General features: G+C 67.8%; 18 protein-coding genes. 8 read left to right on the forward strand and 10 right to left on the reverse strand.

The genetic code is table 11. The annotated features are described in order from the left end of the window. The coding region (locus tag B141_RS0112810; protein WP_020575568.1) for an HNH endonuclease at positions 1–354 on the forward strand (354 nt) is incomplete at its 5' end. 162 nt (positions 355–516) lie between these two features. Here the strand turns inward: B141_RS0112810 and B141_RS52245 are convergent. The 9 genes from B141_RS52245 to B141_RS0112855 all read right to left on the reverse strand — a co-directional run bounded on the left by B141_RS52245 (position 517) and on the right by B141_RS0112855 (position 10,905). Further along, positions 517–651 carry a hypothetical protein gene (locus B141_RS52245; protein WP_020575569.1) on the reverse strand — a complete coding sequence of 45 codons (135 nt, stop codon included), beginning with the start codon at positions 649–651 and terminating at the stop codon, positions 517–519. Positions 652–974: 323 nt separating this feature from the next. After that, positions 975–2,666, reverse strand: coding sequence for a hypothetical protein (locus tag B141_RS0112820; RefSeq protein WP_020575570.1), 1,692 nt, complete (start codon positions 2,664–2,666; stop codon positions 975–977). A gap of 93 nt (positions 2,667–2,759) precedes the next feature. After that, positions 2,760–4,286 carry a polysaccharide deacetylase family protein gene (locus B141_RS40360; RefSeq protein WP_020575571.1) on the reverse strand — a complete coding sequence of 509 codons (1,527 nt, stop codon included), beginning with the start codon at positions 4,284–4,286 and terminating at the stop codon, positions 2,760–2,762. Further along, positions 4,283–5,119: an ATP-binding cassette domain-containing protein gene (locus B141_RS0112830; RefSeq protein WP_020575572.1), complete on the reverse strand. Its 837-nt coding sequence runs from the start codon at positions 5,117–5,119 to the stop codon at positions 4,283–4,285. Before B141_RS0112830 ends, B141_RS40360 begins: the two co-directional genes overlap by 4 nt. Next, positions 5,112–6,152 carry an ABC transporter ATP-binding protein gene (locus B141_RS0112835; RefSeq protein WP_020575573.1) on the reverse strand — a complete coding sequence of 347 codons (1,041 nt, stop codon included), beginning with the start codon at positions 6,150–6,152 and terminating at the stop codon, positions 5,112–5,114. The genes B141_RS0112830 and B141_RS0112835 overlap by 8 nt, the downstream gene beginning before the upstream one ends. Next, the gene (locus tag B141_RS0112840) at positions 6,149–7,072 is read right to left on the reverse strand and encodes an ABC transporter permease (protein WP_020575574.1); all 924 of its coding nucleotides are present in this window, start codon (positions 7,070–7,072) and stop codon (positions 6,149–6,151) included. The genes B141_RS0112835 and B141_RS0112840 overlap by 4 nt, the downstream gene beginning before the upstream one ends. Further along, positions 7,012–8,109, reverse strand: coding sequence for an ABC transporter permease (locus B141_RS0112845; RefSeq protein WP_020575575.1), 1,098 nt, complete (start codon positions 8,107–8,109; stop codon positions 7,012–7,014). The genes B141_RS0112840 and B141_RS0112845 overlap by 61 nt, the downstream gene beginning before the upstream one ends. Positions 8,110–8,114: 5 nt before the next feature. Then, complete coding sequence (locus B141_RS0112850) at positions 8,115–9,002, reverse strand: Gfo/Idh/MocA family protein (protein WP_020575576.1); 888 nt, start codon at positions 9,000–9,002, stop codon at positions 8,115–8,117. Positions 9,003–9,078: 76 nt separating this feature from the next. Next, positions 9,079–10,905: a peptide ABC transporter substrate-binding protein gene (locus B141_RS0112855; protein WP_020575577.1), complete on the reverse strand. Its 1,827-nt coding sequence runs from the start codon at positions 10,903–10,905 to the stop codon at positions 9,079–9,081. Positions 10,906–11,129: 224 nt separating this feature from the next. On the opposite strand from B141_RS0112855, the gene B141_RS0112860 reads away from it, so the two are divergent. Genes B141_RS0112860 through B141_RS0112870 form a run of 3 tightly spaced genes read left to right on the forward strand, consistent with a single transcriptional unit; the run spans position 11,130 to position 14,240 of the window. Further along, positions 11,130–12,152 carry an NAD-dependent epimerase/dehydratase family protein gene (locus B141_RS0112860; RefSeq protein ID WP_020575578.1) on the forward strand — a complete coding sequence of 341 codons (1,023 nt, stop codon included), beginning with the start codon at positions 11,130–11,132 and terminating at the stop codon, positions 12,150–12,152. Next, on the forward strand, positions 12,152–13,210 hold the full coding sequence (locus B141_RS0112865; protein ID WP_020575579.1) for a dihydrodipicolinate synthase family protein: 1,059 nt from the start codon (positions 12,152–12,154) through the stop codon (positions 13,208–13,210). Before B141_RS0112860 ends, B141_RS0112865 begins: the two co-directional genes overlap by 1 nt. 28 nt (positions 13,211–13,238) lie before the next feature. Continuing rightward, the gene (locus tag B141_RS0112870) at positions 13,239–14,240 is read left to right on the forward strand and encodes a hydroxyacid dehydrogenase (protein ID WP_020575580.1); all 1,002 of its coding nucleotides are present in this window, start codon (positions 13,239–13,241) and stop codon (positions 14,238–14,240) included. 19 nt (positions 14,241–14,259) lie between these two features. Here B141_RS0112870 and B141_RS0112875 read toward each other — a convergent pair whose 3' ends face one another. Continuing rightward, the gene (locus B141_RS0112875; RefSeq protein ID WP_020575581.1) at positions 14,260–15,519 is read right to left on the reverse strand and encodes an HTH domain-containing protein; all 1,260 of its coding nucleotides are present in this window, start codon (positions 15,517–15,519) and stop codon (positions 14,260–14,262) included. Between the two features lie 142 nt (positions 15,520–15,661). Here B141_RS0112875 and B141_RS0112880 point away from each other — a divergent pair, with 142 nt between their 5' ends. The 4 genes from B141_RS0112880 to B141_RS0112895 all read left to right on the forward strand — a co-directional run bounded on the left by B141_RS0112880 (position 15,662) and on the right by B141_RS0112895 (position 21,676). Next, positions 15,662–16,627, forward strand: coding sequence for a dihydrodipicolinate synthase family protein (locus B141_RS0112880; protein WP_020575582.1), 966 nt, complete (start codon positions 15,662–15,664; stop codon positions 16,625–16,627). Positions 16,628–17,063: 436 nt separating this feature from the next. Beyond that, positions 17,064–18,743, forward strand: a complete 1,680-nt coding sequence (locus B141_RS0112885; RefSeq protein WP_157180986.1) for an ABC transporter substrate-binding protein — start codon at positions 17,064–17,066, stop codon at positions 18,741–18,743. Between the two features lie 90 nt (positions 18,744–18,833). Further along, positions 18,834–20,258 (forward strand): ABC transporter substrate-binding protein, encoded by a 1,425-nt coding sequence (locus B141_RS0112890; protein WP_020575584.1) that lies wholly within the window; start codon positions 18,834–18,836, stop codon positions 20,256–20,258. Further along, positions 20,255–21,676, forward strand: a complete 1,422-nt coding sequence (locus tag B141_RS0112895) for an ABC transporter substrate-binding protein (protein ID WP_157180987.1) — start codon at positions 20,255–20,257, stop codon at positions 21,674–21,676. Before B141_RS0112890 ends, B141_RS0112895 begins: the two co-directional genes overlap by 4 nt. Positions 21,677–21,683: the final 7 nt, after the last annotated feature.

Genomic DNA, 21,683 nt, shown 5'->3' on the forward strand with positions numbered 1-21,683 from the left:
GGGCAGCTGCTGAGCCTGCATCCACTGGCGAAACGCTTCCTCCGCGGACTCCCGGCAGAGTTCGTGCAGTCACTCAACCAACGCTGCACCTGGATGCTCTGCAGACGCCCAGCAATCAGCTGCGACCTCGACCACACCAAACCCTACGCCCAAGGCGGCGAAACCTCCGTCGCGAACATGGCACCACTCTGCCGACGCCACCACCGCGTGAAAACCGAAGGCGACTGGAAAGTCGAACAAACCAGCCCAGGCCACCTCACCTACACCGACCCACACGGACGGCAGTACGAGGTCACCCCACCACGACTTACCGATCCCGTGGAACCCGCCGATCCGGATCCGCCGCCGTTCTAACCGGCGCACGGGGAAGCCACAAGCAAACAAGACAGCAGGCTCGAGAGCCCTTGAAAGGAAGGGCTATCGAGCCTGCCGGCATATCCGAGCGATTTCAGGTCGGCACCCGCAGCCCGCCTTCAGTTTTCCCGCCGACCGTCCCCTTCCGCCGGTGGGCGCCGTTCACGACCGGCGGGCCCACCAGTTGAGGTAGGCACTACAGAGCAGCGCTGACCCGAAGCCCTGCTGGACATCATGGTCGTCATAGATCGCCCGGGAATGGTCGAACACCCGCTCACCCCATGGCCCGACCTGCATCGATGACACAGAACCCAGCTACCCAGATCCTCGCCGTTCTATACGGCGCGGAGAAGATGCGGGACAACACAACACGCCGGCAGGCCTGAGAGCCCTTGCAGAGAAGGGCCGGCCCGCGGACCTGCCGGCATATCCGATCGATTTCAGGTCGGCACCCGCAGCCCGCCTTCTGTCTTCCCATCAAGCTGCTGGCTCCTGACTGGGTGGGTGGGTGGGTGGGTCGGCGATCGACCACACCGATTTCCGCCGACCGGCCCCTTCCCGCCGACCGGACCTTCCTGCCAGGCCAGTCCCGACCGTCCCTTCCCGTCGGCGGGCGCCGTTCACGACCGGCGGGCGTACCAGTTGAGGTAGGCAACGCTGAGCAGCCCGGACCCGAAGCCCGGCTGGACATCACGATCGTCATAGATCGCCCGGGCGTGGTCAAACACCCGCTCACCCCATGGTGCGGCCTGCATCCAACGCGGCGCCTGAAGGTACTGCCCGGATGGTGCGAGTCCACCCGTGCCGTCGACCCGGACGAAGCTCGTCGCGATGTCGCCGTCGGTGGTGGCGAGATTGCGGGTGTACGTCCGCGCGAACCTCACCAGGTCAACACCGCGGAAGGCCATGCCGTAACGGAAAGCGAGCACGGCGAACTCGACGTCGATGGCGCCATGGCTCAGGTCTTCGTACTGCCGGTTACCCGCACCAGGCCGACCATACGCCGGGGTGTACGCGGAGATATCGGTCGCCGGATCCCCCGTCTTGGCATAGCCCAGATAGACCTGACTGAACTTCGGCCAGTACGGCCAGATGTAGGCGCCGCCCCCGTCAACCTCCAGTTGCGCGGCGTACATCGTCGCCAACCCAAGCACCCGCTCGCGGTACGCCGCACTGCCGGTTGCCTTCGCGAGCTCCGCATACGTGCATCCCAGGGCCACACTCTGGTTGATCGGCTGGGCGGTGCCGTCATAGGGCACCGGCATGCCCTTGGGCCACTGGAAATAGCCGGCGCCGACGCCGGCGCCGACGCCGGCCCCGGCGCCACCCTCACCCTGCCGCCACTCCGGGTCGTGAACGGCGACCGCATCGACCACGGCAGCGAGGTACTCGTCGGCCTTCGCCTTGTAACGCGGCGTCTTCCGCAGCTGCGGATCGCCATAGACCAGCCGCACGAAAGCGGCCAGCGGATAGGTGATCATGCCCGTGTGCACCGCGAAGATCACCGGCTGGGACTCGAGCGCGACAACCCCCTGGGCCGGCATGCCCGCCGCCGAAGGATCGGTGCGCAGGTCTCGTGCCGTGACCATTGTCGTCGACGGATAGGCCGCATAGATCCGCCTGACCACGTAGTCAGGGCTCGCCGGATCCATCGTGACGTCGGTGAACGTATCGACCCGTGCGTAGTTGCGGTTCCTGACCTCCAGCGTGAAGCGCCCGTCGCCGCTGCCGGCCCGCACCGTGGCAGTCGCCAGGTCGGCGTAGGCCAGGGCGCTGCGGACCTCGAGCACCGGCTGCCCCGCGCCGTCAGTGAGCCGCGCGACACCAACCGTGTAAGGATGCATCGCCCGCCACGCCGGCTGTGACCGGCCGCTGTAGTCGGCGACGCCACGGACGCTGTCGCGGGTCGCGAGCATCAGGTCGACGTTGTGGATGATCCGATCGAGGTAGTAGGTGTCGCGGTACGCCTCGTACATCCGGACGAACCCGAGCAGCGCATAGGACTGACCCCACGCAAGACCGCCGTGCTCGTTGGGTTCGTCCGGCTGCCCGGAGACACCACTGTCGTGGAACGCGCGGTCGAAGGCGTCGAAAGTCGCCCGGGCCGTGTAGTCGTACGCCGCCGCGCGGGCCACGCCAGGCAAGGCGACGTTGACAAGTCCCCCACCGAGCACGCCACCGCCACCGGCGACCAGCGCGGCAAGGCCAGCCTGACGGAGGAACCCGCGCCGGCTCCGGCCCCCGCCACCGGCGGGGCGAGCGGCAGCGGCCGGCAGGAACGGACCGCTGGATGGTTCGGACTGGTGAGACATTGGTACACACCCTCTTTCCCTGAGAGCCGACCGAGGCCACCCGTCCATCGCCGGGCGGCGGCTCACCCCCGCGAGCCCGCCCGGCGTGGACCGCTAGCCGGTTGGCCGCACGGTGAATGACGACGTACCCGCCGGAAGGTCAGCGGCGAGCTCAAGCAGCAGGCGTCCGTGCCGGGTCACGACGCTCGCCCTGGCGGCACCAGACACCACAACGAACGCAGCGTTCTCGGCAAGCCCTGGCACCGCAAGCAACACTCCGGCCCCCTTCACCGCCTGCTCCGCGGTGATCTCGACCCGGAGCTCCCCATCGGCGGACGAAACGGCGAGTTGAACACCGCGCCGACCGCGTTCCCAGCTGTTGAGCTGCTCACTGGTCCACCACGGCATGCCCCGGCGCCGCGCCTCGGCCGCCACCTGGCGGCAGGCCTCCGCGACGTCGGGCTTGGTGTGCAGGTGGGCGGAATGGAACAGGAAGTGCGCGACACCGTGGAGAGCGAGGACCTCGTCGAGAATGACGTCCCGGATCGAAATGTGGCTGGCCCAGGCGAGGTCCTGCGTGTGCAGCGGAAGCTCGAGCACATCGATCCGCCGGTTAAGCTCGGCGGCCCCTGCGATCGGGAACCACAGATGGCACGAGCCGAACGGAAATCCGACGTTGCCCTGCTTGCTCGGCCCGCGCGACTGGTCGATCTGGATCCCGATCCGCTCGCACCACAGGAAGAACTCGTCCCAACCCTCCCAGCGGGTGTAGTGGTTCTTGTTCGAGACGATGCCGTCCCGGCCGGTGAGCGCCTGGGCCCACGCGTACTGCGCCCGCAGCTGCGGCCAACCCCAGGAGGCGATGTCGGCGTCGCCCATCGCGTTGTAGTGCAACGCCTGCTCGTGCCCACGCGCGGCGATCTCCGCGACGATTTCCGGGGTGTACCCGCCCGGGAAACAGTGGCACCAGGTGACCTTGACGCCCGCCTGGTCGAAGACGTCGAGCCCACTGGCCGCCTGCTCGGAAACGTTGCCGTCGGAGTCGTGCGACATGTGGGCGACCGCGGGTACGCCGGCCGGCCAGTAGTGCAGCCACGGCAAGACCAGGTTGACACCGGCGGCGGCATCGAAGACCAGGGCCAGGAAGTCCAGTCTCAGCCGGTCGGCCATCGCCTGATGGAACATCGGCGGCGCCGCCTCTGGCGGATACACGTGGGGAAACTCGCCCTCGACGGTGGCCTCGCCGGGTGGCACCGCCCGGTCGGTGACGTACGACAGGGTGATCCCGTCATCGCACTTGAGCAGGCCGTCGTCGACCGGGCTGGAGCCGTCGGGTGCGGGGGTGCCGTCCTTCTCGACCGGAACTCCCTGCTGGATCTCGACGATCCGCTGCCAGATACCCGGGTCAAATGCTGTCTCGCCGGCACTCGTCACCAGCCGGCCCTCGTGGGGGTACACCGCCACCACGTCGCCGGTGGCCAGCCGGCCGGCCGCCTCCTCCGGTCCGATCACGGTGTACGGCAGGCGCAGGTGGTCGAGGACCTCCGTGCAGTAGAGCCACCAGGCGTTCTCGCCGGCAGCGTGCGCGGCCGCCACGATCTCCTGGTCAAGCACCACCACGATCGGGCTGGTCGAACTCACGTGACTTCCTCCTCAGGCACCGGTGGTGCGTCGACGAGCGTCGCGGCCTTCGCACCGCGTACGGGGAGAACGGCCGCGAGGAGTGTTTGCGTGTACGAGTGCTGGGGCGTGTGGAAAAGCTGCTCGGCCGGCGCCAGCTCCACCAGCTGGCCGTGGTTCATCACCGCGACCCTGGTGGCGAGGCGCTCGACCACCGCGAGGTTGTGAGAGATGAACAGGCAGGTCAGGCCGAGGCTTTCGCGCAGGTCGACCAGCAGCTTGAGGATCTGCGCCTGGATCGACACGTCGAGCGCGGACGTCGGCTCGTCACACACCAGCAGGTCGGGGTTGAGCGCCAGCGCCCGCGCGATCGCGATCCGCTGCTGCTGGCCGCCGGAGAACTGCCTCGGATACAGGTCGGCGAAGCGGGGGTTGACCCCCACCATGTCCAGCAGCCGCAAGGCCTCCTTGCGCCGGGAATCCTGGTCGCCGATCTTGTGCAGGCGCAGGGGTTCGGCGACGTTGGCGGCCGCGGTGTAGTGCGGAAGCAGGGAGCCGTAGGGGTTCTGGAAGACCATCTGCATCCGGCGCCGCAGCGCGCGCATCTCCCGGCCCCGCACGGACGCGAGATCGGCGCCGTCGAAGAGAACCCTGCCCTCCGTCGGCGGCTGCAACCCCATCACCAGCCGGGCCACCGTCGACTTGCCGCTGCCGCTCTCGCCCACCAGGCCGAGCGTCTCGCCACGCATGATCTCAAAACTCAGCTCGTCGACCGCGCGCACGTCACCAGCGCGACTCGAGAAGACCTTACTGACGCTTTCCGCACGGACCAGCACCTCACCGGCGTCAGGCATCTGCCACCGCCTTCCAACAGGCCGTTTCCCTGCCGTCGGTCAGCGTCACCAGATCCTGGTCGGTCTGGCAGCGCGGGAGTTCGGCTCGCCCGCACCGTGGATGGAAGGCGCATCCCGACGGCAGCCTCGCCAGGTCGGGCGGGCTACCGGGGATCGGCAGCAACGGCCGCGCCCTATCGCCGAGCTCGACGCTGGAGCCCAGCAGGCCAACGGAATAAGGGTGTTGAGGCTCGTCGAGCAACGCGGTCGTCGGTGCCCGCTCCACCACCCGGCCGGCGTACATCACCACCACGTCGTCGCAGAAGTAGCGGGCCACACCGAGATCGTGGGTGATCATCACGATGCCGGTTCCGCGATTCTTGACCTCGACCAGCAGGTCGAGGATCTGCCGCTGCACCGTCACGTCCACCGCCGTCGTTGGTTCGTCGGCGATCAGCAGAGCCGGCTCGGTCAGCATCGCCATCGCGATCATCGCCCGCTGGCGCATGCCACCCGACAGCTGGAAGGGGTACGTACGGATCCGGCGTTCCGGCTCGGGAATCCCGACGTCGCCCAGGGCGCGCACCGCCCGCTCGCGCGCCTCGGTCTTGCCGCAGATCCCGTGCCACAGTAGGTGTTCGGTGAGCTGGCGTTCGAGGGTCAGCGTGGGATTCATCGCCTCCATGGCGTTCTGGAACACCATGCCAACCTCGCGGCCACGCACCCGGCGTAACTCGCGTTCGGGCAGCGCCAGCAGATCGACCTCCCGGTGCGCGTCAGAGGCCGACCCGGAACCTCGCCGGTGGCCCCCGGACGCTCCAGCCCGCTTGGGAACCCGCAGGATCGCCTGCCCATTGGCGATCCGCGCCGTCCGCGGCAGCAGTCTCAGCAGACTTCGCGCGGTGACGGTCTTGCCACTCCCGCTCTCCCCCACAATCGCGAGCGCGCGGCCCGGCTCGACGTCGAAGCTGACTCCCTGCACCGCGCGCAAGGTCTCCTTGCCACGGACGAAGTGTGTGCGCAGGTCGCGCACCGACAGCAGGGGACCCGTCATCGTTGCTCACCACTCGCGTCGAAGGCGTCCCGCAGTCCGTCGCCCACCCAGGTGAACGCCAGCAGCGTGAGCGCGAAGAGCACCGCCGGGAACACCATCATGTGCGGCGCCGCCAGGAGGTACTTCATACCGTCGGTGATCATCGCTCCCCACGACGGCGTGGGTGGCTGGACACCGAGCCCCAGTAGCGCGAGGCCCGCCTCCGCGGCGATCGCGGCCGGGATGGCGAAGCTGGTCGTCACCAGGATGGGCCCGATGGCGTTCGGCAAGATGTACTTGACAGCGATCGTCGGGCCACGCGCCCCCATCGCGCGGGCGGCCTCGACATAGTCACGTTGTTTCAGGGCAAGCACCTGCGCGCGCACCAGCCGGGCCTGCGTCACCCACGACGCGATGCCGATGGCGAGGATCAGGGCGAAGAGACTGCGCCCGAGCACCGTGACCAGTACGACCGCGAAGAGATAGCTCGGGAACGCGTACATCACGTCGGTGAAGCCCATCAACACCTGCTCGATCCGGCCGCCGCGGTAGCCCGCGACCAGCCCGATGAGCAACGCGAGCACGAGCGCGGTCAGCTCCGCGCCGAACGCCACGAACAACGCCGTTCGCAGGCCGTAGATCAGCCGGCTGGCGACGTCGCGACCCAGCAGGTCGGTGCCGAGCAGATGCCCCGGCGTACCAATCGGCGTGAGGCGTGCGTTGTAGTCGGTCTCGGCGTAGTGATGCGTAGCGACCCACGGCGCGGCTAGCGCCAGAAGCACGAGCAGGCCACAGAAGATCAGGCTCACGAACGCGAGCCGGTTGGAGCGGAATCGATCCCAGGCCCGGGCCCACTGGCCGCGCGGCCGGGGTGCGTCGGCTACTGGACTTCCTGCGCCGAGATCGGTGGCGAGAGTTTCCGACGTCGCGATCGTACCCACCCCCTGTCCTTGTCCTTGCCGTTCCGGCCCGCACTGTCCTTGCCTGATCCGGTCCCCGCCCGCCGCGGCCCGCCCCCGCCATCCGCGCGGATCCTCGGGTCGAGAACGCCGTACACCAGATCGACCAGCAGGTTGGTGACCATCAGGATCACCGCGAAGAAGAGCGTGCTGCCCATCAGCAGCGGCATGTCCCGGCTGGCCGCGGCCGTCGCGAAGTACAACCCGAGACCGGGAATGCGGAACAGCGCCTCGATGAAGACGGTGCCCGTCATCAGGCTTGCCAGCAACGGGCCGACCACAGTGACCAGCGGGATGAGTGAGTTACGCAGCGCGTGCCGGATGATGACGGTGCGCCGCGGTCCACCTTTGGCGAACGCCGCCGTGACGTACTCCTCCCGCAGGGTCTCGAGCATGCTCGACCGCACATACCGCGCGAGGACCGCGGCCGGACCGATGGCCAGCGCCAGCACCGGCATCAGGAGGTTCTGTGGGCCCTGCCACCCACTCGACGGCAGCAGGTGGAGGGTCGCGGTGAACAGCAGGACCAGGAACGCCGCGCTGAGGAATCCCGGCAACGCGTGCCCCAGCGTGACCAGGAACATCATCCCGTGGTCAGCCGGGGAGTTCTGCCGCAGCGCGGCGAAGACGCCGATCGGCAACGCGATCAGCAGCGCCAGGATGACTGAGAGCAGCGCGAGCGTCGCCGAGATCGGGAACGCCGTGGCGATGATCTCCTGGACGTCCAGCGTCGGGTACTTGTACGACGGACCGAAGTCCCAGGTCACCGCGCCCTTCATGAAGATGAGGTACTGCTTCCACTGCGGGACGTCGGCGCCGTACCTCGACTCGAACGCGTTGACCACGTCCTCCGTGCCCGCCGACCCGATCGTCGTCGCCCCGCTGCTGATCCGCTGGATGTCGGCGAAGTTGCCCGGCGCCAGCTGCAGCAGGGTGAACGTGATGAGCGAGACCGCGACCAACGACAGCACCACGCGCCCCACGCGCCTGGCGAGGTAGCCGAGGAACCCGGTGCCCACCGTGCTCAGGCCCCGTCGAGTACGTCGGCCACGCGCACCCGGGCGCCGTCACGCTCGGCGGAGAGCACGCCGGCCCGCAGCACCGCGAGGAGTTCGAGCGTCTCCTCCGGGGCGATCGGCGGCGTGCCCGTGCGCGCCATCTCCGCCGCGGCCCGCACCTGGCCGGTGTAGAACCCGTCGAAGTCGGCGATCCGGACGGCGTGGAGGTCCTCCTTGCCGTACGCGGTGATGTGGAACGCGTACGACGCGTCGCGCAACGTCTGCACGACAGCGCTCGGACCACCATCGGCGTACGACAGGACCGCCACGTCGCGGTCGGGCCAGGTGAAGCGCTGGACCCACTCGACTCCGGCCCCGGCGACGGCGTACAACTGCTCGACGGCGTGGACGCCGTAGTAGTACCACTCACCTGGCCCCACACTGACCACCGACGACAGCGCGCCGAGCGCGGCGAGCCGCTCGCGTTCGGCGTCGAGCTCGACCGCGAACCTCAGCGCCGACGAGCTGGTCACCGGGGTGCTCCGCTTCGCCGCCAGCGCGAACAGCTCCTTCGCCTCCGCGAGGTCCACCGCCATCGGCTTGTCGAGGAACGCCGGGATGCCCGCGTCCACGAAGGGCCGGGCGAGCGGGACGTGGTGGGCCCCTCCCCCGGTGTCGTCGACGACGAGCACCAGGTCGGTCTCGCTCAACCGCTCCGTCGGCTCGGTGGCCACGTGCGGGATGTCGTACCTCTCGGCCAGCGTCGCAGCATCGGGCTGGTCGGAGCGGAGCTCACCGCCCCACACCCAGGCGACCCGCGCACCCTCGACGACACCACGCTCGTTGAGCAGCCGGGCATATGCTCCCGCGTGCGAGGTGTTGACTCCGACCAGCCCAACCCGCAAGTCGCTCATGCGCGTCCTCGCTTCGCTCCGGGCGCGCATGAGGCCCCCCAAGCGCTGTGTTGAACGATTCGCTCGCTTCGCTCACTCATGCCGCACCCTTCTCGATGCTGATGCCCTTGAAGTAGAAGAACTCAGGGGCGGCACGAAGGTTGAGGCCCTTCACCGTCGGGCGGACCGCGAACATCGCGTCGCCCCACGTCAGCGGAACGTACAGGAACTGCTCGTCACGCAGCTTGGCGGCCTGCTTGAAGAGCGCGAGCTGCTCCTGCTCGTCCCGGGTGGCGGACGCCTTCTCGACCAGCTCGGCGAGCTGACGCGTCTGAGGTGTGGCGTTCTTGCTGAGCAGGTCCTCCAGCTGCTTGGTGCGCTCGGCTGGTTTGAGCTTGGTGTTGGTCTCCGTCTGCTGGTACTGCTTCCAGATGTTGGCGGGCAGGCCGAGCTTCTGTACGTCCAGCGGCGACCAGAGCACGCCGACCATGACCGGCCAGGTGTGCAGGCCCGCGAACGTCCCGAAGTAGTAACCGATGTAGTCGCCCGCCTGGACCTGCCAGCGCCGCTCGACATAGACCCCGGCCTCCACGATGTCGGCCTTGGCCTGGATGCCGAGGTTCTTCTTCCAGGCGTCGATGAGCCCGTCGATCAGGGGTGACTGGACACCGGCCAGGATCCGCACGGTCGGGAGTCCCTTGCCGTCGGGGAAGCCCGCCTCGGCGAGGAGCCGCTTCGCCTCGGCTACGTCCTCCTTCAGCGCCAGACTCTCGTCCCAGCCGGGCACGTCGTCGACGACCAGGCTGGTGCCGGGCCGCAGTCCGGGACCGATCTCGGCGAGGTCGGCCCGACCGGCGGCCAGCGAGAGCGCCTTGCGTACCCGCACGTCGTCGAGTGCGGGGTTGCTGCTGCGGAGCTTGGCGAGGTAGGCGATGGAGTATGTCGGAACCGACCGCACCTGCTTCGACAGCGTCGGATCCTTCTGGAACCTGATCGCGTCGGCGTCGACGATCGCGACGATGTCGACCTCGTCGTTCTCGTACGGCACGGTCGCGGTGCCCGTGGCCACCGACTCCTGCAGCTCGATGTCGATCCGGCTGAGGAAGACCTTCCCCTTGTCCCAGTAGTGCTCGTTGGGCGTCAGGGACATCGCGGAGTTCTGGGTCCACTTCGAGACCTTGAACGGCCCGTTGGACACCAGCGTGCCGGCGTTCTGCCACTCCTTCGGCTTGCCCTCCACGGAGTCCATGTGGAGGGGCAGCATCGAGGGGTGGGTGAGTCCGAGCAGGAAGCCGGGGTTGGGGTTCGCCAGCGTGAACTGCAGCTCGTGGTCGCCGGTCGCCTTGACGCCGACCTGGGACCAGTCGGTGAGTGTGCCACCGAGGAACTCCACGGCTCCCTTGATGCCGGTCGCCGCCTGGTAGGAGTTGGCCCCCATCGTGGTCCCGCCGGCCGAGGCCTGGCTGGGCGTGAACAACCGCTTCAACGTGCGTTCGAAGTCCGAGGCCACCACCGGGTCGCCGTTCGACCACTTGGCGTTCGTACGCAGCGAGAAGGTGTAGGTCAGGCCGTCCGGCGACACCGTCCACTTCTCCGCCACCGCCGGCACGACGTCGCTGCCCTTGGGATTCTGCGCGATGAGACCTTCGAAGACGCCGCGCAGGGCGAGCCACATGCCGTTGGTGATGACCTGCGGGTCGATCACCGGGAAGTTCGGGAAGCCCATGCGCATCACCTGCGCGGGCTTGCCCTTGCCCTTCTCGCCGGTCGATCCGACGTCGGAGCTTTCTTCGAACAGTGAGCAGCCGGTCAGCGCGGAAGCACCGGCGGCGAGGGCAAGGAAGCTCGTGCCACGCAGGAGGTCGCGGCGGGTGGTGCGGTACCCGGTGGAGAACGCGGATACGGCGTTGCCTGAAGACGTCATGGGATGCCCCTCAAAGGTTTTGCGAGCCAGGTGTCACGCCAAGCCGGGGGGAATTACGGTCCTGACCGTAGGACCGGCGCTTGGTTCGTGTCAATGGCGTTCGTCAAGGCCGCGGGACGGGCGTTGACGGCCGGACCTTCCGACAGATACGGTCTCGACCGTTAGTCAGGCGCGGACGTCAGCAGCGCGGTGGCGGTCTGGGCCGCGACGAGAAGGAGACGAGGGTGTTCGAGTCCGAGGAGGACCTGGAGCAACGGCTCGCCGAGCCGTCATCACGACTGGTCGCCGACCTGGCCGCGCTCGAGGGGGACCTCGTCGTGCTGGGGGCCGGCGGCAAGATGGGGCCCAGCCTGTGCCACCTGGCCCGGCGCGGGTTGGACGCGGCCGGCCGCTCCGACGTCCGGGTGATCGCCGTCTCGCGCTGGACCGACCACGAGGTCGAGAAGCGCCTCCGCGGCCGCGGCGTCGAGACGGTGACCTTCGACCTGTCCCCCGACGCCGACCTCAGCCGCCTACCCGACGCGGGGAACGTCGTCTCCATGGTGGGCGCGAAGTTCGGGTCGGCGAGCCAGCCCGCGCAGACCTGGGCTGTCAACGCGTTCCTTCCGGCGGCGATCGCGCGGAGGTACGCCGACGCGCGGATCGCGGCGTTCTCGACCGGCAACGTCTATCCCCTGGTGCCGGTCTCGACCGGAGGCTGCACTGAGACCGACCCACCCGATCCCGTCGGCGAGTACGCCATGTCGTGCCTCGGACGTGAGCGGGCCTTCGAGTATGCCAGCCTCGAACGCGGCACCCGGGTCGCGCTGCTGCGCCTCAACTACGCCGTCGACATGAGGTACGGCGTCCTCGCCGACATCGCCCGCACGGTCCAGGACGGCGAGCCGGTCGACGTCACGACCGGGCACGTCAACGTCGTCTGGCAGGCGTACGCCAACGAGGTCACGCTGCGGTCGCTCCTGCACGCGTCGAGCCCCACGCTCACCCTCAACCTCACCGGACCCGAGACTCTGTCGGTACGCCGGCTCGCCGAACTCTTCGGGCACCTCCTCGACACCTCACCGTCGTACACCGGTGAGGAGGCACCGACCGCGCTGCTGTCCGACGCGAGCCGCTGCCACGCACTGTTCGGCTATCCCGACCTGTCGGTGCGCGTCCTCGTCGAGGCGCAGGCCGACTGGCTGCGACGCGGCGGCACGCTCTGGAACAAACCGACGAAGTTCCAGCGCCGGGACGGGCGGTTCTGATGGCGCAGGAACTGCCTCCGGGCCCGGCCCGCCTGCTGGCCGACGGCTGCGCCATTCCGGCCCACCCGCTCGCACTCACCGCCGACCGGCGACTCGACGAACGCCGGCAGCGCGCGCTCACCCGCTACTACGTCGCGGCCGGAGCGGGCGGCGTCGCGGTCGGCGTCCACACGACGCAGTTCGCGATCCGCTCTGCGGGACTCTTCGAACCCGTGCTGGACCTCGCCCGGGAGACCATCGACGAAGCCGCCGGAAACCAGCCGTTCCTGCGGATCGCGGGTGCGGTCGGCGACGTCCAACAAGCCGTCCGGGAGGCCGAACTCGCCGCGGCGCTCGGCTACCACGCCGTCCTCCTCGGTCCGGCCAGTTCGAGAGACCTTGACGAGCAGGACCTTCTCCTGCGGGCCAAGGCGGTCGGTGAGGTGCTGCCGGTGGTCGGGTTCTACCTGCAGGAGGCGGTCGGCGGGCGGCACCTCACCCGGAGGTTCTGGCGTGAACTCGCCGACCTGCCATGCGTCGTCGCCGCCAAGATCGCGCCCTTCGACCGCTACCGCACTCTGGAGGCGGTCCGCGGCATCGCTGAGGCCGACCGCGGGAGCGAAGTCGCGCTCTACACCGGTAACGACGACACGATCGTCACCGATTTACTCACCCCCTACACCGTCGACGTCGGTGAACGGGTCGTCCAGCGCCGGATCGTCGGCGGGCTCCTTGGCCAGTGGGCGGTCTGGACCCGCCAGGCCGTCCGCCTTCTCGAACGCGCCCGTCAGGCCTGGGCCGGGGACGACGCCGAGCTTCGGGCCCTGCTTGCCGAGAGCGCACCACTGACCGAGGCAAACGCGGCCGTCTTCGACGCGGTGGGTGGGTTCGCGGGCTGCATCGCGGGCGTGCACGAGGTGCTCCGGAGGCAAGGCCTGTTGGCGGGCACCTGGTGCCTTGACCCGGACGAGGGCCTCTCGCCCGGGCAGGCGGAGGAGATCGCACGAGTCTGCCAGGCCTATCCCGAACTCACCGACGACGCGTTCGTGGCAGAACATCTGGACAGCTGGCTACGGTGAGGGGCGGCCGGCCGAGGAGGAGGAACGCATGGGTACGCGCGTCGCGGTCGCCGTCCCGGTCGCGCTGCGGGAGGTCTTCTTCCCCGCGACCACCTGGTCCCGGCTCACGGACGGTTTCGCGGTAGCCACCATCGACGGCGACCACCGCGATCCGGCCGTGGTCAGTGCGCTCGCCGCGGAGGCCGACGTCCTCGTCACGGCCTGGGGCAACCCGCCGCTGTCTTCCGACCTCCTCGCCGCGGCGCCCCGCCTACGCCTGCTCGCCCACCTCGGCGCGACCGTCAAGCCGTACGTGACAGAGGCGTCCTGGGCGCGCGGCGTCCGGGTGACCCAGGCCGGTCAGGCGATGGCGGCGGCGGTCGCAGAGGCGTCGCTCGCCCATACGTTGGCCCTACTCCACCGGATCCACCGCTTCGACCACGCGATGCGGACCGGCACACCATGGGCCCAGGCGCAGGCGGCGCCGCCTCGCCGGGAGCTCGCCGCGAGTGTCGTCGGAGTAGTCGGAGCGTCGCGTACCGGCCGGGCGTACATCCAGATGGTCCGCGCGCTGGGTGCCGAGGTCGTGGTCTTCGACCCGTATCTCCGCGAGGACGAGGCCGCGGACCTCGGCGTACGCCGGTCCGGACTGGACGAGTTGCTCCGCGGGTCCACGGTGGTGGCGCTGCACGCACCGGTCCTGCCCGAGACCCGGCACCTGCTGGGAGCGAGGGAGCTCGCGCTCCTTCCCGACGAGGCACTGCTCGTCAACACCGCACGGTCCTGGCTGGTCGACGAGGCCGCGCTGCTCGCCGAGCTGGTGTCGGGGCGCATCGACGCCGCACTCGACGTGTACGACGAGGAGCCGCTCCCGGTCGACCATCCGTTCCGTTCCCTGCCAAACGTCCTACTGGTCCCGCATCAGGCCGGCGGCACACTCGACGCACGGTGGCGGGCCGGTGAGCTGATCGTGGCCGAGATCGAGCGGTTCGCGGCTGGGCATCCGCTCGAGCACGAGGTGACCGTCGCCATGCTCGACCGGATGGGCTGAACACCCGCGCCTGTGGAGCTCAGAGGTCGACGCGGTAGATGACCGGTGGCCGGCCCATCTGGCCGGCGTTCAGGGTGCCGATGGGTACGGCCGCACCGGCGCGTTCGAGCCGTTTCAGCAACCGGCGTGCGCTGCGCTCCTGGATCGAGAACGCCTGCGCCAGCTCAGTCGCCGTCACGCGCTGCTCCTCAGCGCTCTCCACGAACTGCCGCAGCGACAGCAGGGTGCCCCGACTCATCCCGAGCCGCTGGGCGAGCCGGCCGAGATCGGTGGGCCCGCTCCTCGCCGAGCCGCCCTTGGCGAGCACGATGTCGGCATCATGTGGTGCCGACAGGACGGCCGCAACGTCGCCCTGCGCCCGGGCACGGGCCAGTGCGCGTGACGCGTTGGCCGCGGCCTCGCCGGCGGACCGCCCGATGCCGAGCCCGACCTGCACCACGCGGTGCCGGGCCGCGAGGCGCTCGATGAACGGCGCGGACCGGAACTCGTCGGTCACGCGTTCCAGCGGACCCCGCGTCGTGACGAGTAGGTAGCGTTCGGCGTCGATCCTCGCCACGGCACCACCCAGCTCCCCCAGGTCGTGTTCGAGGTTCGGATCGGCGTTCTCGAGTTCGATGAAGCCCAGCGCCACCTGGGCGTCGGAATGGTGGCGGTTTCGGGTGCGCAGAGCGAGTGCGTCGACGGCGCTCCGGATGTCGCGCAGGGACGGCGCGAGCCGGACCACCGGCATCTGCTTGCGGAGGACGTCGTACGCCGACCGGAGACAGGTGATCGCGACCGTCGCGTCCTGCCGCTCCCGCGCGTCGTGGTGGAACGCCACCACATCGCGAGACCGCACGGACGGCTCGTAGACCATCGTGAAAGCCGCACTCTGGGCAATGCCGGCCTCCGCGAGGGTCTCGCTCACCTCGGCCGGGTCGAGCGTGTCGATGCTGATCCGGGTGAGGTCGGTGCCTTCGCGGGCAAGGCGGAAGAGCGCGGCGAGCAGCGTCAGTCCGCTGTACGACACGTGGCCCGCGGGCAGGCTGGTCGCCTGCTCGGCGTCGGCAATCGCGTGCGGGACCACGCCGGTGAAAAGCCACGCGTCGACGTCGTCGGCGCGTTCCCGCAGGATGCGTACGGTCTCCTGCTCCTGGCGGTAGGGCAACCGCACCGCGCGGAGCTGCGGCGTAGCGTCCACGACATCGGCGACCCGCGGCACCAGGTCCGCCGGGCCGACGACCCCGAAGGTCAGGGCACGACCGACCCTGTCCGCTCCCCCGCGTTCGTGTCTTTCCATACGGATACGTTACGGCCTTGGCCGGAACCAGTCGCCGTTCAGGAGCGGCTCTCGCGGGCCGACACTGCCGGGCGCGGCCGCCCCCTGCTGGAAACAGGGCGATAACCCACCTCGCCCCACGGACGCGGCAGACTCAGGGGTTATGCCGAGTAGCGGGATCCCCACCAACGCGACTCCCTCCGCCGTCGACCGGCTGCGCGATCACCTGCGCGGGCGCCTCGTCGCCGCTGCCCTTACGCCGTTCCATCCCGACGGCACCATCGCCCGTTCGGCCGTCGCCGGCTACGCCGCCGCGCTGAGGCAGGGCGGGAGCACCGCGATCGCCGTCGGCGCCCACACCGGCAGGGGTGGGCGTCTGGGCGCCGACGACCTCACCTGGCTGGTCCGGGAGTTCGGCACTGCCTCGGAGCTTCCCGTCGTGGCCGGCCTCGCCCTGCCCGCGGGCGCGCCACCCGCCAGCGCGCTGCCGCTCGCGACCCGCCTGCGGGAAGCGGGGGCACAGGCACTGCTGGTCTGTCCGGTGCCGGGTGCCTCCCGCGACACGGTCGTCACGCTGCACAGGATTCTCGGCGAGAAGGTGGGCCTGCCGCTGGTCGCGTTCGTGTTGTACGAACGGGCGAGTGGCTGCCAGTACGACGCGGCGACACTGGCTGAGGTGCTCAGCCTCCCGTGGGTCTGCGGCGTCAAGCTCGCCCTGCTCGACGACGCGATGAGGTGTCAGGACCTCCTTGACACTGCGCGGACTGCGGCGCCGGACGCACTGGTGTTCACCGGCGAGGACCGGATGTACGGCCCATCCCTGATGTGGGGGTCCCAGGCGGCACTGCTCGGCATCGCGGCGGCACTCCCCGACTGGTCGGTGGCGGTTCTGGACGCCTGGACCAGCGGCGACGCCGCGGCGTTCGTGGCGGCATCGGACCGGCTGGACGCCCTGGCCCGCCTGACGTTCCGGGAACCCATGGAGGGATACGTCCAGCGCATGGCCTGGATCGCCGCCTGGCAAGGCATTCTCCCCGCGGGGGTGGCCCTGGATCCGTACGCACCCGCCCTTCCCGACAGCGAACGCCGCACCCTGCTGGCAGCGGTCGACAACCTCGCCTGTAGATAGCAGTCCAGTTCGTGAGGCAACCCCTCGCCGGCGAGTAGCCATTCAGGTCGACGGATCGCGGGCCGGCCAGCCGCACCCGATGGCTCCGGCCGACTCTCGGGTGGTCCGCTGCGGCAGCACCGAAGTCCGCGCGCAACATGTTTGACATCCGTAGTAACGTACCCTACTTTTCCATACTAACGACTGTTACCGCGCTCGCCCCGGGCGCTTCCCCACTGTCCGGGCCAACACCACGAGCGAGTCCGGCCCGTTCTCCACCACCAGCCTGGACTCGGCTCAGTCAGAGCATTAGCGCAGACGCCCGCCCACCAGCCGTCGTGGGCACACACCGTCCTGCGACGCATGGGATGCCAGCGCTCCACGTCCATGACCCAGTCACCCTTTGAAGCGGGGTATCGATCGGACGCCGGAGTCTGGACCATGGAGGGAGGAGATCGTGGCCGGGAGAATTCGCAGACTTGCCTACCTTGTGGCGGCGGGGGCACTCCTCACCGCCCCCGCATGCACCTCCAAAGGCGCGGGAGCCTCCGATCCGACGGAGCGCACCGTCAAGGTGGCCGCCGTCGCCTCAGGTCCGTTCACCCACGCCTTCAATCCACTCATACAGGGATACGGCAACGCCAATGGTTATGCCGGTTCCTCGATTTTCCAACCACTCCTTCAGGACGACTTCGCCAACGGCAAGAACCGTCCATGGTTGGCTCAGTCGTTCAACTGGGGCCAGGATGGGAAGACGTTGACGATCAACGTTCGCTCGAACGTTCGATGGTCCGACGGAAAGCAGCTGACCAGTGAGGATGTCGCCTTCACCTACGATCTACTCCGAAGGTTTCCGGCGCTCAACACTCAGGGATTTCCGCTCGCCGGCACCGGCACCGCCGGATCACACACAGCCGTGCTCAGATTCACCGAGCCGGCGTTCCAGATCATGTGGTGGCGGGTGCCCATCGTGCCCAAACACCTGTGGGAGAAGGTCAGCGATCCAGTCACCTTCACCAACGCGAACCCCGTCGGCAGCGGACCTTACCGACTGAAGACCTTCACGCCTCAGGTCATCACGCTGGAGCGGAATCCGCACTACTGGCAGAAGAATCAGCCTGTCATGAAGACCGTGCAGTACATCTCCTTCGAATCGACCAGCAGTATGGTCGCGGGCCTGCGGGCCGGCGATCTGGATTGGATCGGGCCTTCGAGCATCGACCCGAGGCCCATTGCGAAGCATGACCCTTCCGGGATCGGCTATTCGGTCACAAAGCCAAGCCCAGCGGTCATCGTACTCATGCCCAACCTGACCAGATATCCGCTGGACCAGCCGGTGGTACGCAAGGCGATCAGTCTCGCGCTTGATCGGCAGAAGGTCACCGAAATCGGGTTGAGTCGTCAGAACGAACCAGTTCAGTCGCCAACCGGACTGGACATCGAAACGCGTAGTGACGTACTCGCACCGGAGTACCGGGAGCTGAGATACGGGCCAGGCGACCCGGCCGAGGCCGCGCGGGTGCTCGAGGTCGCCGGCTACAGAAGAGGACCGAACGGGATCTTCCGAAGCCCGCGCGGAAAGCCACTGAGCTTTGAACTCATGCTACCCACCACCAACCCCTACGCTGATCTCGTCCGGGCGGCCCAGGTGATGACTCAGCAACTGCGGGCCGCTGGAATCGAGATCAAGGTCAGGGCCAAGGCCCAGGTCGCGTGGCGCACCGACACCGGATTGGGCAACTTTGATCTCACCATGCGCCCATTGGGCGGCACGCTCTCGGTCTACGACCTCTTCGATCGGATCTTCAATCAGAAGCTGCTTCTCCCCGCCGGCAAGAAGGTCGAGCGCAACTACGAACGCTACAAGAATCCAGCCGCCGGACAATCGCTCAGGTTATACGCCTCGAGCCCACCCGACAGCGCAGGCGAAAAGCAGGCTCTCGCAGAGCTCCAACGCCTCATGGTCGAGGACGTTCCAGTCATCCCGATGTTCTTCAGCGCCGGCGTCAGCTTGTGGCGTACCGACAAGGTCACCGGCTTTCCCAGCGAATCAGATCCGTACGCCGTCCCGCTTCCCAACGCGGACAACTCCGAGATCGTTCTAGCCAGGCTTCGACCCGCACCCGCCCGAAACTAGGCGACGCTGCCCGCGAATGCCATCAGGTGTCATGCCGAACGCTCGTCTTCTGACAGTGACGTTCCCGCCAGCAACGAGGAGGCCAGACCAATGACAACTGCCGGCGAGCTACGAATCGCCTTCGGTCCGGACGCGCACCTCACAGTCGCCACCGACGCGACCAGAAAGCCGGTCGAAGCCTTGCTGTGGGGGCTCGGCGAAACGCTGACGCTCGTGACCCCACAGGGAACCATCAAGCCGTGGCTGGCCAAGGACATAACCGCCCTGGACCCGCTCACCTGGCGGGTAACCCTCCGCGACAACGCGAGGTTCTGGGACGGCAGCCGAGTCACCGCCGAGGATGTCGCGGCGTCCTTCCGGCGCAACTGGTCGACGCAGATAGCCACCGACTTCATGCTCAGCAAACAGACACAGGTAAGAGTCGTGGACGAAACAACGCTCGACTTCACGACACCGGAACCCACCGGCGGCGTTCCGTACGCCCTGGCCTACCACCAGCTGATCGTGCACAAGGGTGACGGACTGGTGATGACCGGAGCCTATCGACCGGTCGAATTCGAGATTGACCAACGCCTGGTCCTCGAACCCTTCCGCCAGCACTGGCAGGGACCGCCGCGCATCAAACGCATCACAGTGACGTACGAAGATGATCCAGGCGTTCGAATCAACGCTCTGAAGGCCGGCGAAGTCGATCTTCTCTACGGGCTTCAGCCCGACGTGTTGTCCCAGCTCGGAGACGATGTGGACGTTCAGTCCTCCATCACCAACCGAATTCATTACCTTCAGTTCAATCTCAGCCGACCACCGCTCGACGACCGGTGCGTGCGCGAGGCGGCGTCGTTGGCGATCGACCGCCAGGCACTTCTGGACGACGTGATGGGAGGGTACGGCGAAGCGGCGTACGCCTTCTTTCCAGATAACGCCGGCGTCGAATCGGTCGCGGTCCAGTCAACGGACGTCCAGCGGGCCGCGAAGCTACTCGACCAGGCCGGGTGGTTGCCCGGGGCTGACGGCGTCCGTTACAAGGGCTCCCAGCGGCTGGGGTTCACGCTCTACTCGTTTCCACAGCGTGCCGAGATGACGCGTCTCGCCCACTCCATCCGCGACCAACTCCGGCGGGTTGGCTACGACATCACCGTCGAGCAGGTCCCGAACATCGGAGTCCGCACCGCGGGCCGTGACTTCGACGCCGCCATGCGTTCGATCAACACACTCATCTCGGGCGACCCCTATTTCCTCCTCGCCATCACCCTGAGCCAGGCCGGCCGCGAAAACACCGGAGGCTATTTCAACCCGGAGGTCGAGCGGCTTCTCAGTGACCTCAAACAGGAACGGGACGCCATCCGCCGGCAGGAGCTGTCCGGTCAGATCCAGGAGGAAGTTCGCGACGGGGTTCCTAACGTCTACCTCCTGGTCGCGCCTTTGATCACCGCTGCCAGAAGGGGAAAGCTCAAGGGCCCCAATCCGAGCCCGTTCACGCAGTACTTCATCTCGACCGAACTCTCCGTCTCATGAGTGGCGTCAGTGGGCAGCTACGGATTGCCATGGGCGACGATCTGACCATCTCCGCCAACGCAACCCACAAGGCTTATGAAGTGATCGTGTGGGGCCTGGGTGAGACACTCACCCGAGTGTCTCACGACGGCAAGCTCGTAGCCTGGTTGGCGAAGAGCATCCGAAACCTCGATCTGTTGACGTGGCAGGTCCGGTTGCGAGACAACGCGGAATTCTGGGACGGATCACCCGTGACCGCGGAGGCGGTCGCCCAGTCGTTCCAGAAGAACTGGACGGTGCAGGCCGACGTCGATTCGCTTATCAGCAACGAGACCTGTATCCGGGTTGTCAATCGCACGACGCTGGAGTTCAGGACACCTGAGCCCACGGGCAACTTTCCCAACGCACTCGCCTACCACCAGTTTGTGGTCCATAAGTCTGATGGTGCGGTGATGACGGGGCCCTACCGGCCAGTCGACTATCAGCCCGGGAAGGTTCTGGAGCTGGAGGCTTTCCCGCTCCATTGGTCGGGATGCCCGCCTATCGAGCGGATCATTGTCCAGGTGATCAGCGATACCGCCGCACGGATCCGCGCACTCGAGGACGACGAGGTGGACCTTGCCTATGGGCTGCCGCCAGAGGCACTGTCGCGGTTCGGCGACGGCTACGAGATCACATCGATTCCTTCCAAGAAGCTCCATTTCATTCAGTTCAACCACACCCGCCCACCGTTCGATGACCGTGACGTCCGCGAAGCGACCTCGCTCGCCCTGGATCGGGTGAGCCTTCTCGAGGCGGCGCTTGCCGGGCATGGCGCTGTCGCAACCAGCGTCTTTCCGCCCTACGCCGGAGTCGGAGTAGCACCGATCCAGTCCGGTGATGTCGAACGCGCCGAGCGGCTGCTGGACCAGGCAGGTTGGGTGCGTGACCGGAACGGCTTACGCCACAAGGGCACGGAACGACTCGCCTGCACCCTCTACTCGTTCCCGCAGCGACGCGAGATGACCAGACTGGCGCAGGCTGTTGCGAGCCAGCTCGGCCCAGTGGGTTACGACGTGACCGTGCAGGAAGTGCCCAACATCGTCCAGCAGACCAAGGACGGTGACTTCTCTGCCTCCATGCGGTCCATCAATTCTCTTGTCACCGGAGATTCCTATTTCCTGCTGCGCGCCATGCTCGGAAAGGGCGGCCGGTCCAACCAGGGCGGCTACTTCAATCCGGAGGTGGAGCAGCTCCTTGGTGACCTTCGCGTAGAAACGGATCCCGGGGCACGCCAGCGCCTGTCCCTCCAGATCCAGGAGACCCAACGACACGACGTGTCCAACGTGTTCCTGCTCTTCACGCCCATTGTCATGGTCAGGCGACGAGGCCGATTGGCACACTTCGAACCCGACTGGAACAACGAGTACATCATCAAGAGCGACATGTCGGTCGCGTAGCGAACCC

Source organism: Actinopolymorpha alba DSM 45243, from assembly GCF_000373925.1.
GTDB lineage: Bacteria > Actinomycetota > Actinomycetes > Propionibacteriales > Actinopolymorphaceae > Actinopolymorpha > Actinopolymorpha alba.

Bases quoted from the DNA above. Each gene is read 5' to 3' on its own strand.
- B141_RS52245 (WP_020575569.1), bottom strand. From the start codon at position 651: ATGCAGGTCGGGCCATGGGGTGAGCGGGTGTTCGACCATTCCCGGGCG.
- B141_RS0112820 (WP_020575570.1), bottom strand. From the start codon at position 2,666: ATGTCTCACCAGTCCGAACCATCCAGCGGTCCGTTCCTGCCGGCCGCT.
- B141_RS0112830 (WP_020575572.1), bottom strand. From the start codon at position 5,119: ATGCCTGACGCCGGTGAGGTGCTGGTCCGTGCGGAAAGCGTCAGTAAG.
- B141_RS0112835 (WP_020575573.1), bottom strand. From the start codon at position 6,152: ATGACGGGTCCCCTGCTGTCGGTGCGCGACCTGCGCACACACTTCGTC.
- B141_RS0112850 (WP_020575576.1), bottom strand. From the start codon at position 9,002: ATGAGCGACTTGCGGGTTGGGCTGGTCGGAGTCAACACCTCGCACGCG.
- B141_RS0112855 (WP_020575577.1), bottom strand. From the start codon at position 10,905: ATGACGTCTTCAGGCAACGCCGTATCCGCGTTCTCCACCGGGTACCGC.
- B141_RS0112865 (WP_020575579.1), top strand. From the start codon at position 12,152: ATGGCGCAGGAACTGCCTCCGGGCCCGGCCCGCCTGCTGGCCGACGGC.
- B141_RS0112870 (WP_020575580.1), top strand. From the start codon at position 13,239: ATGGGTACGCGCGTCGCGGTCGCCGTCCCGGTCGCGCTGCGGGAGGTC.
- B141_RS0112875 (WP_020575581.1), bottom strand. From the start codon at position 15,519: ATGGAAAGACACGAACGCGGGGGAGCGGACAGGGTCGGTCGTGCCCTG.
- B141_RS0112880 (WP_020575582.1), top strand. From the start codon at position 15,662: ATGCCGAGTAGCGGGATCCCCACCAACGCGACTCCCTCCGCCGTCGAC.
- B141_RS0112890 (WP_020575584.1), top strand. From the start codon at position 18,834: ATGACAACTGCCGGCGAGCTACGAATCGCCTTCGGTCCGGACGCGCAC.
- B141_RS0112895 (WP_157180987.1), top strand. From the start codon at position 20,255: ATGAGTGGCGTCAGTGGGCAGCTACGGATTGCCATGGGCGACGATCTG.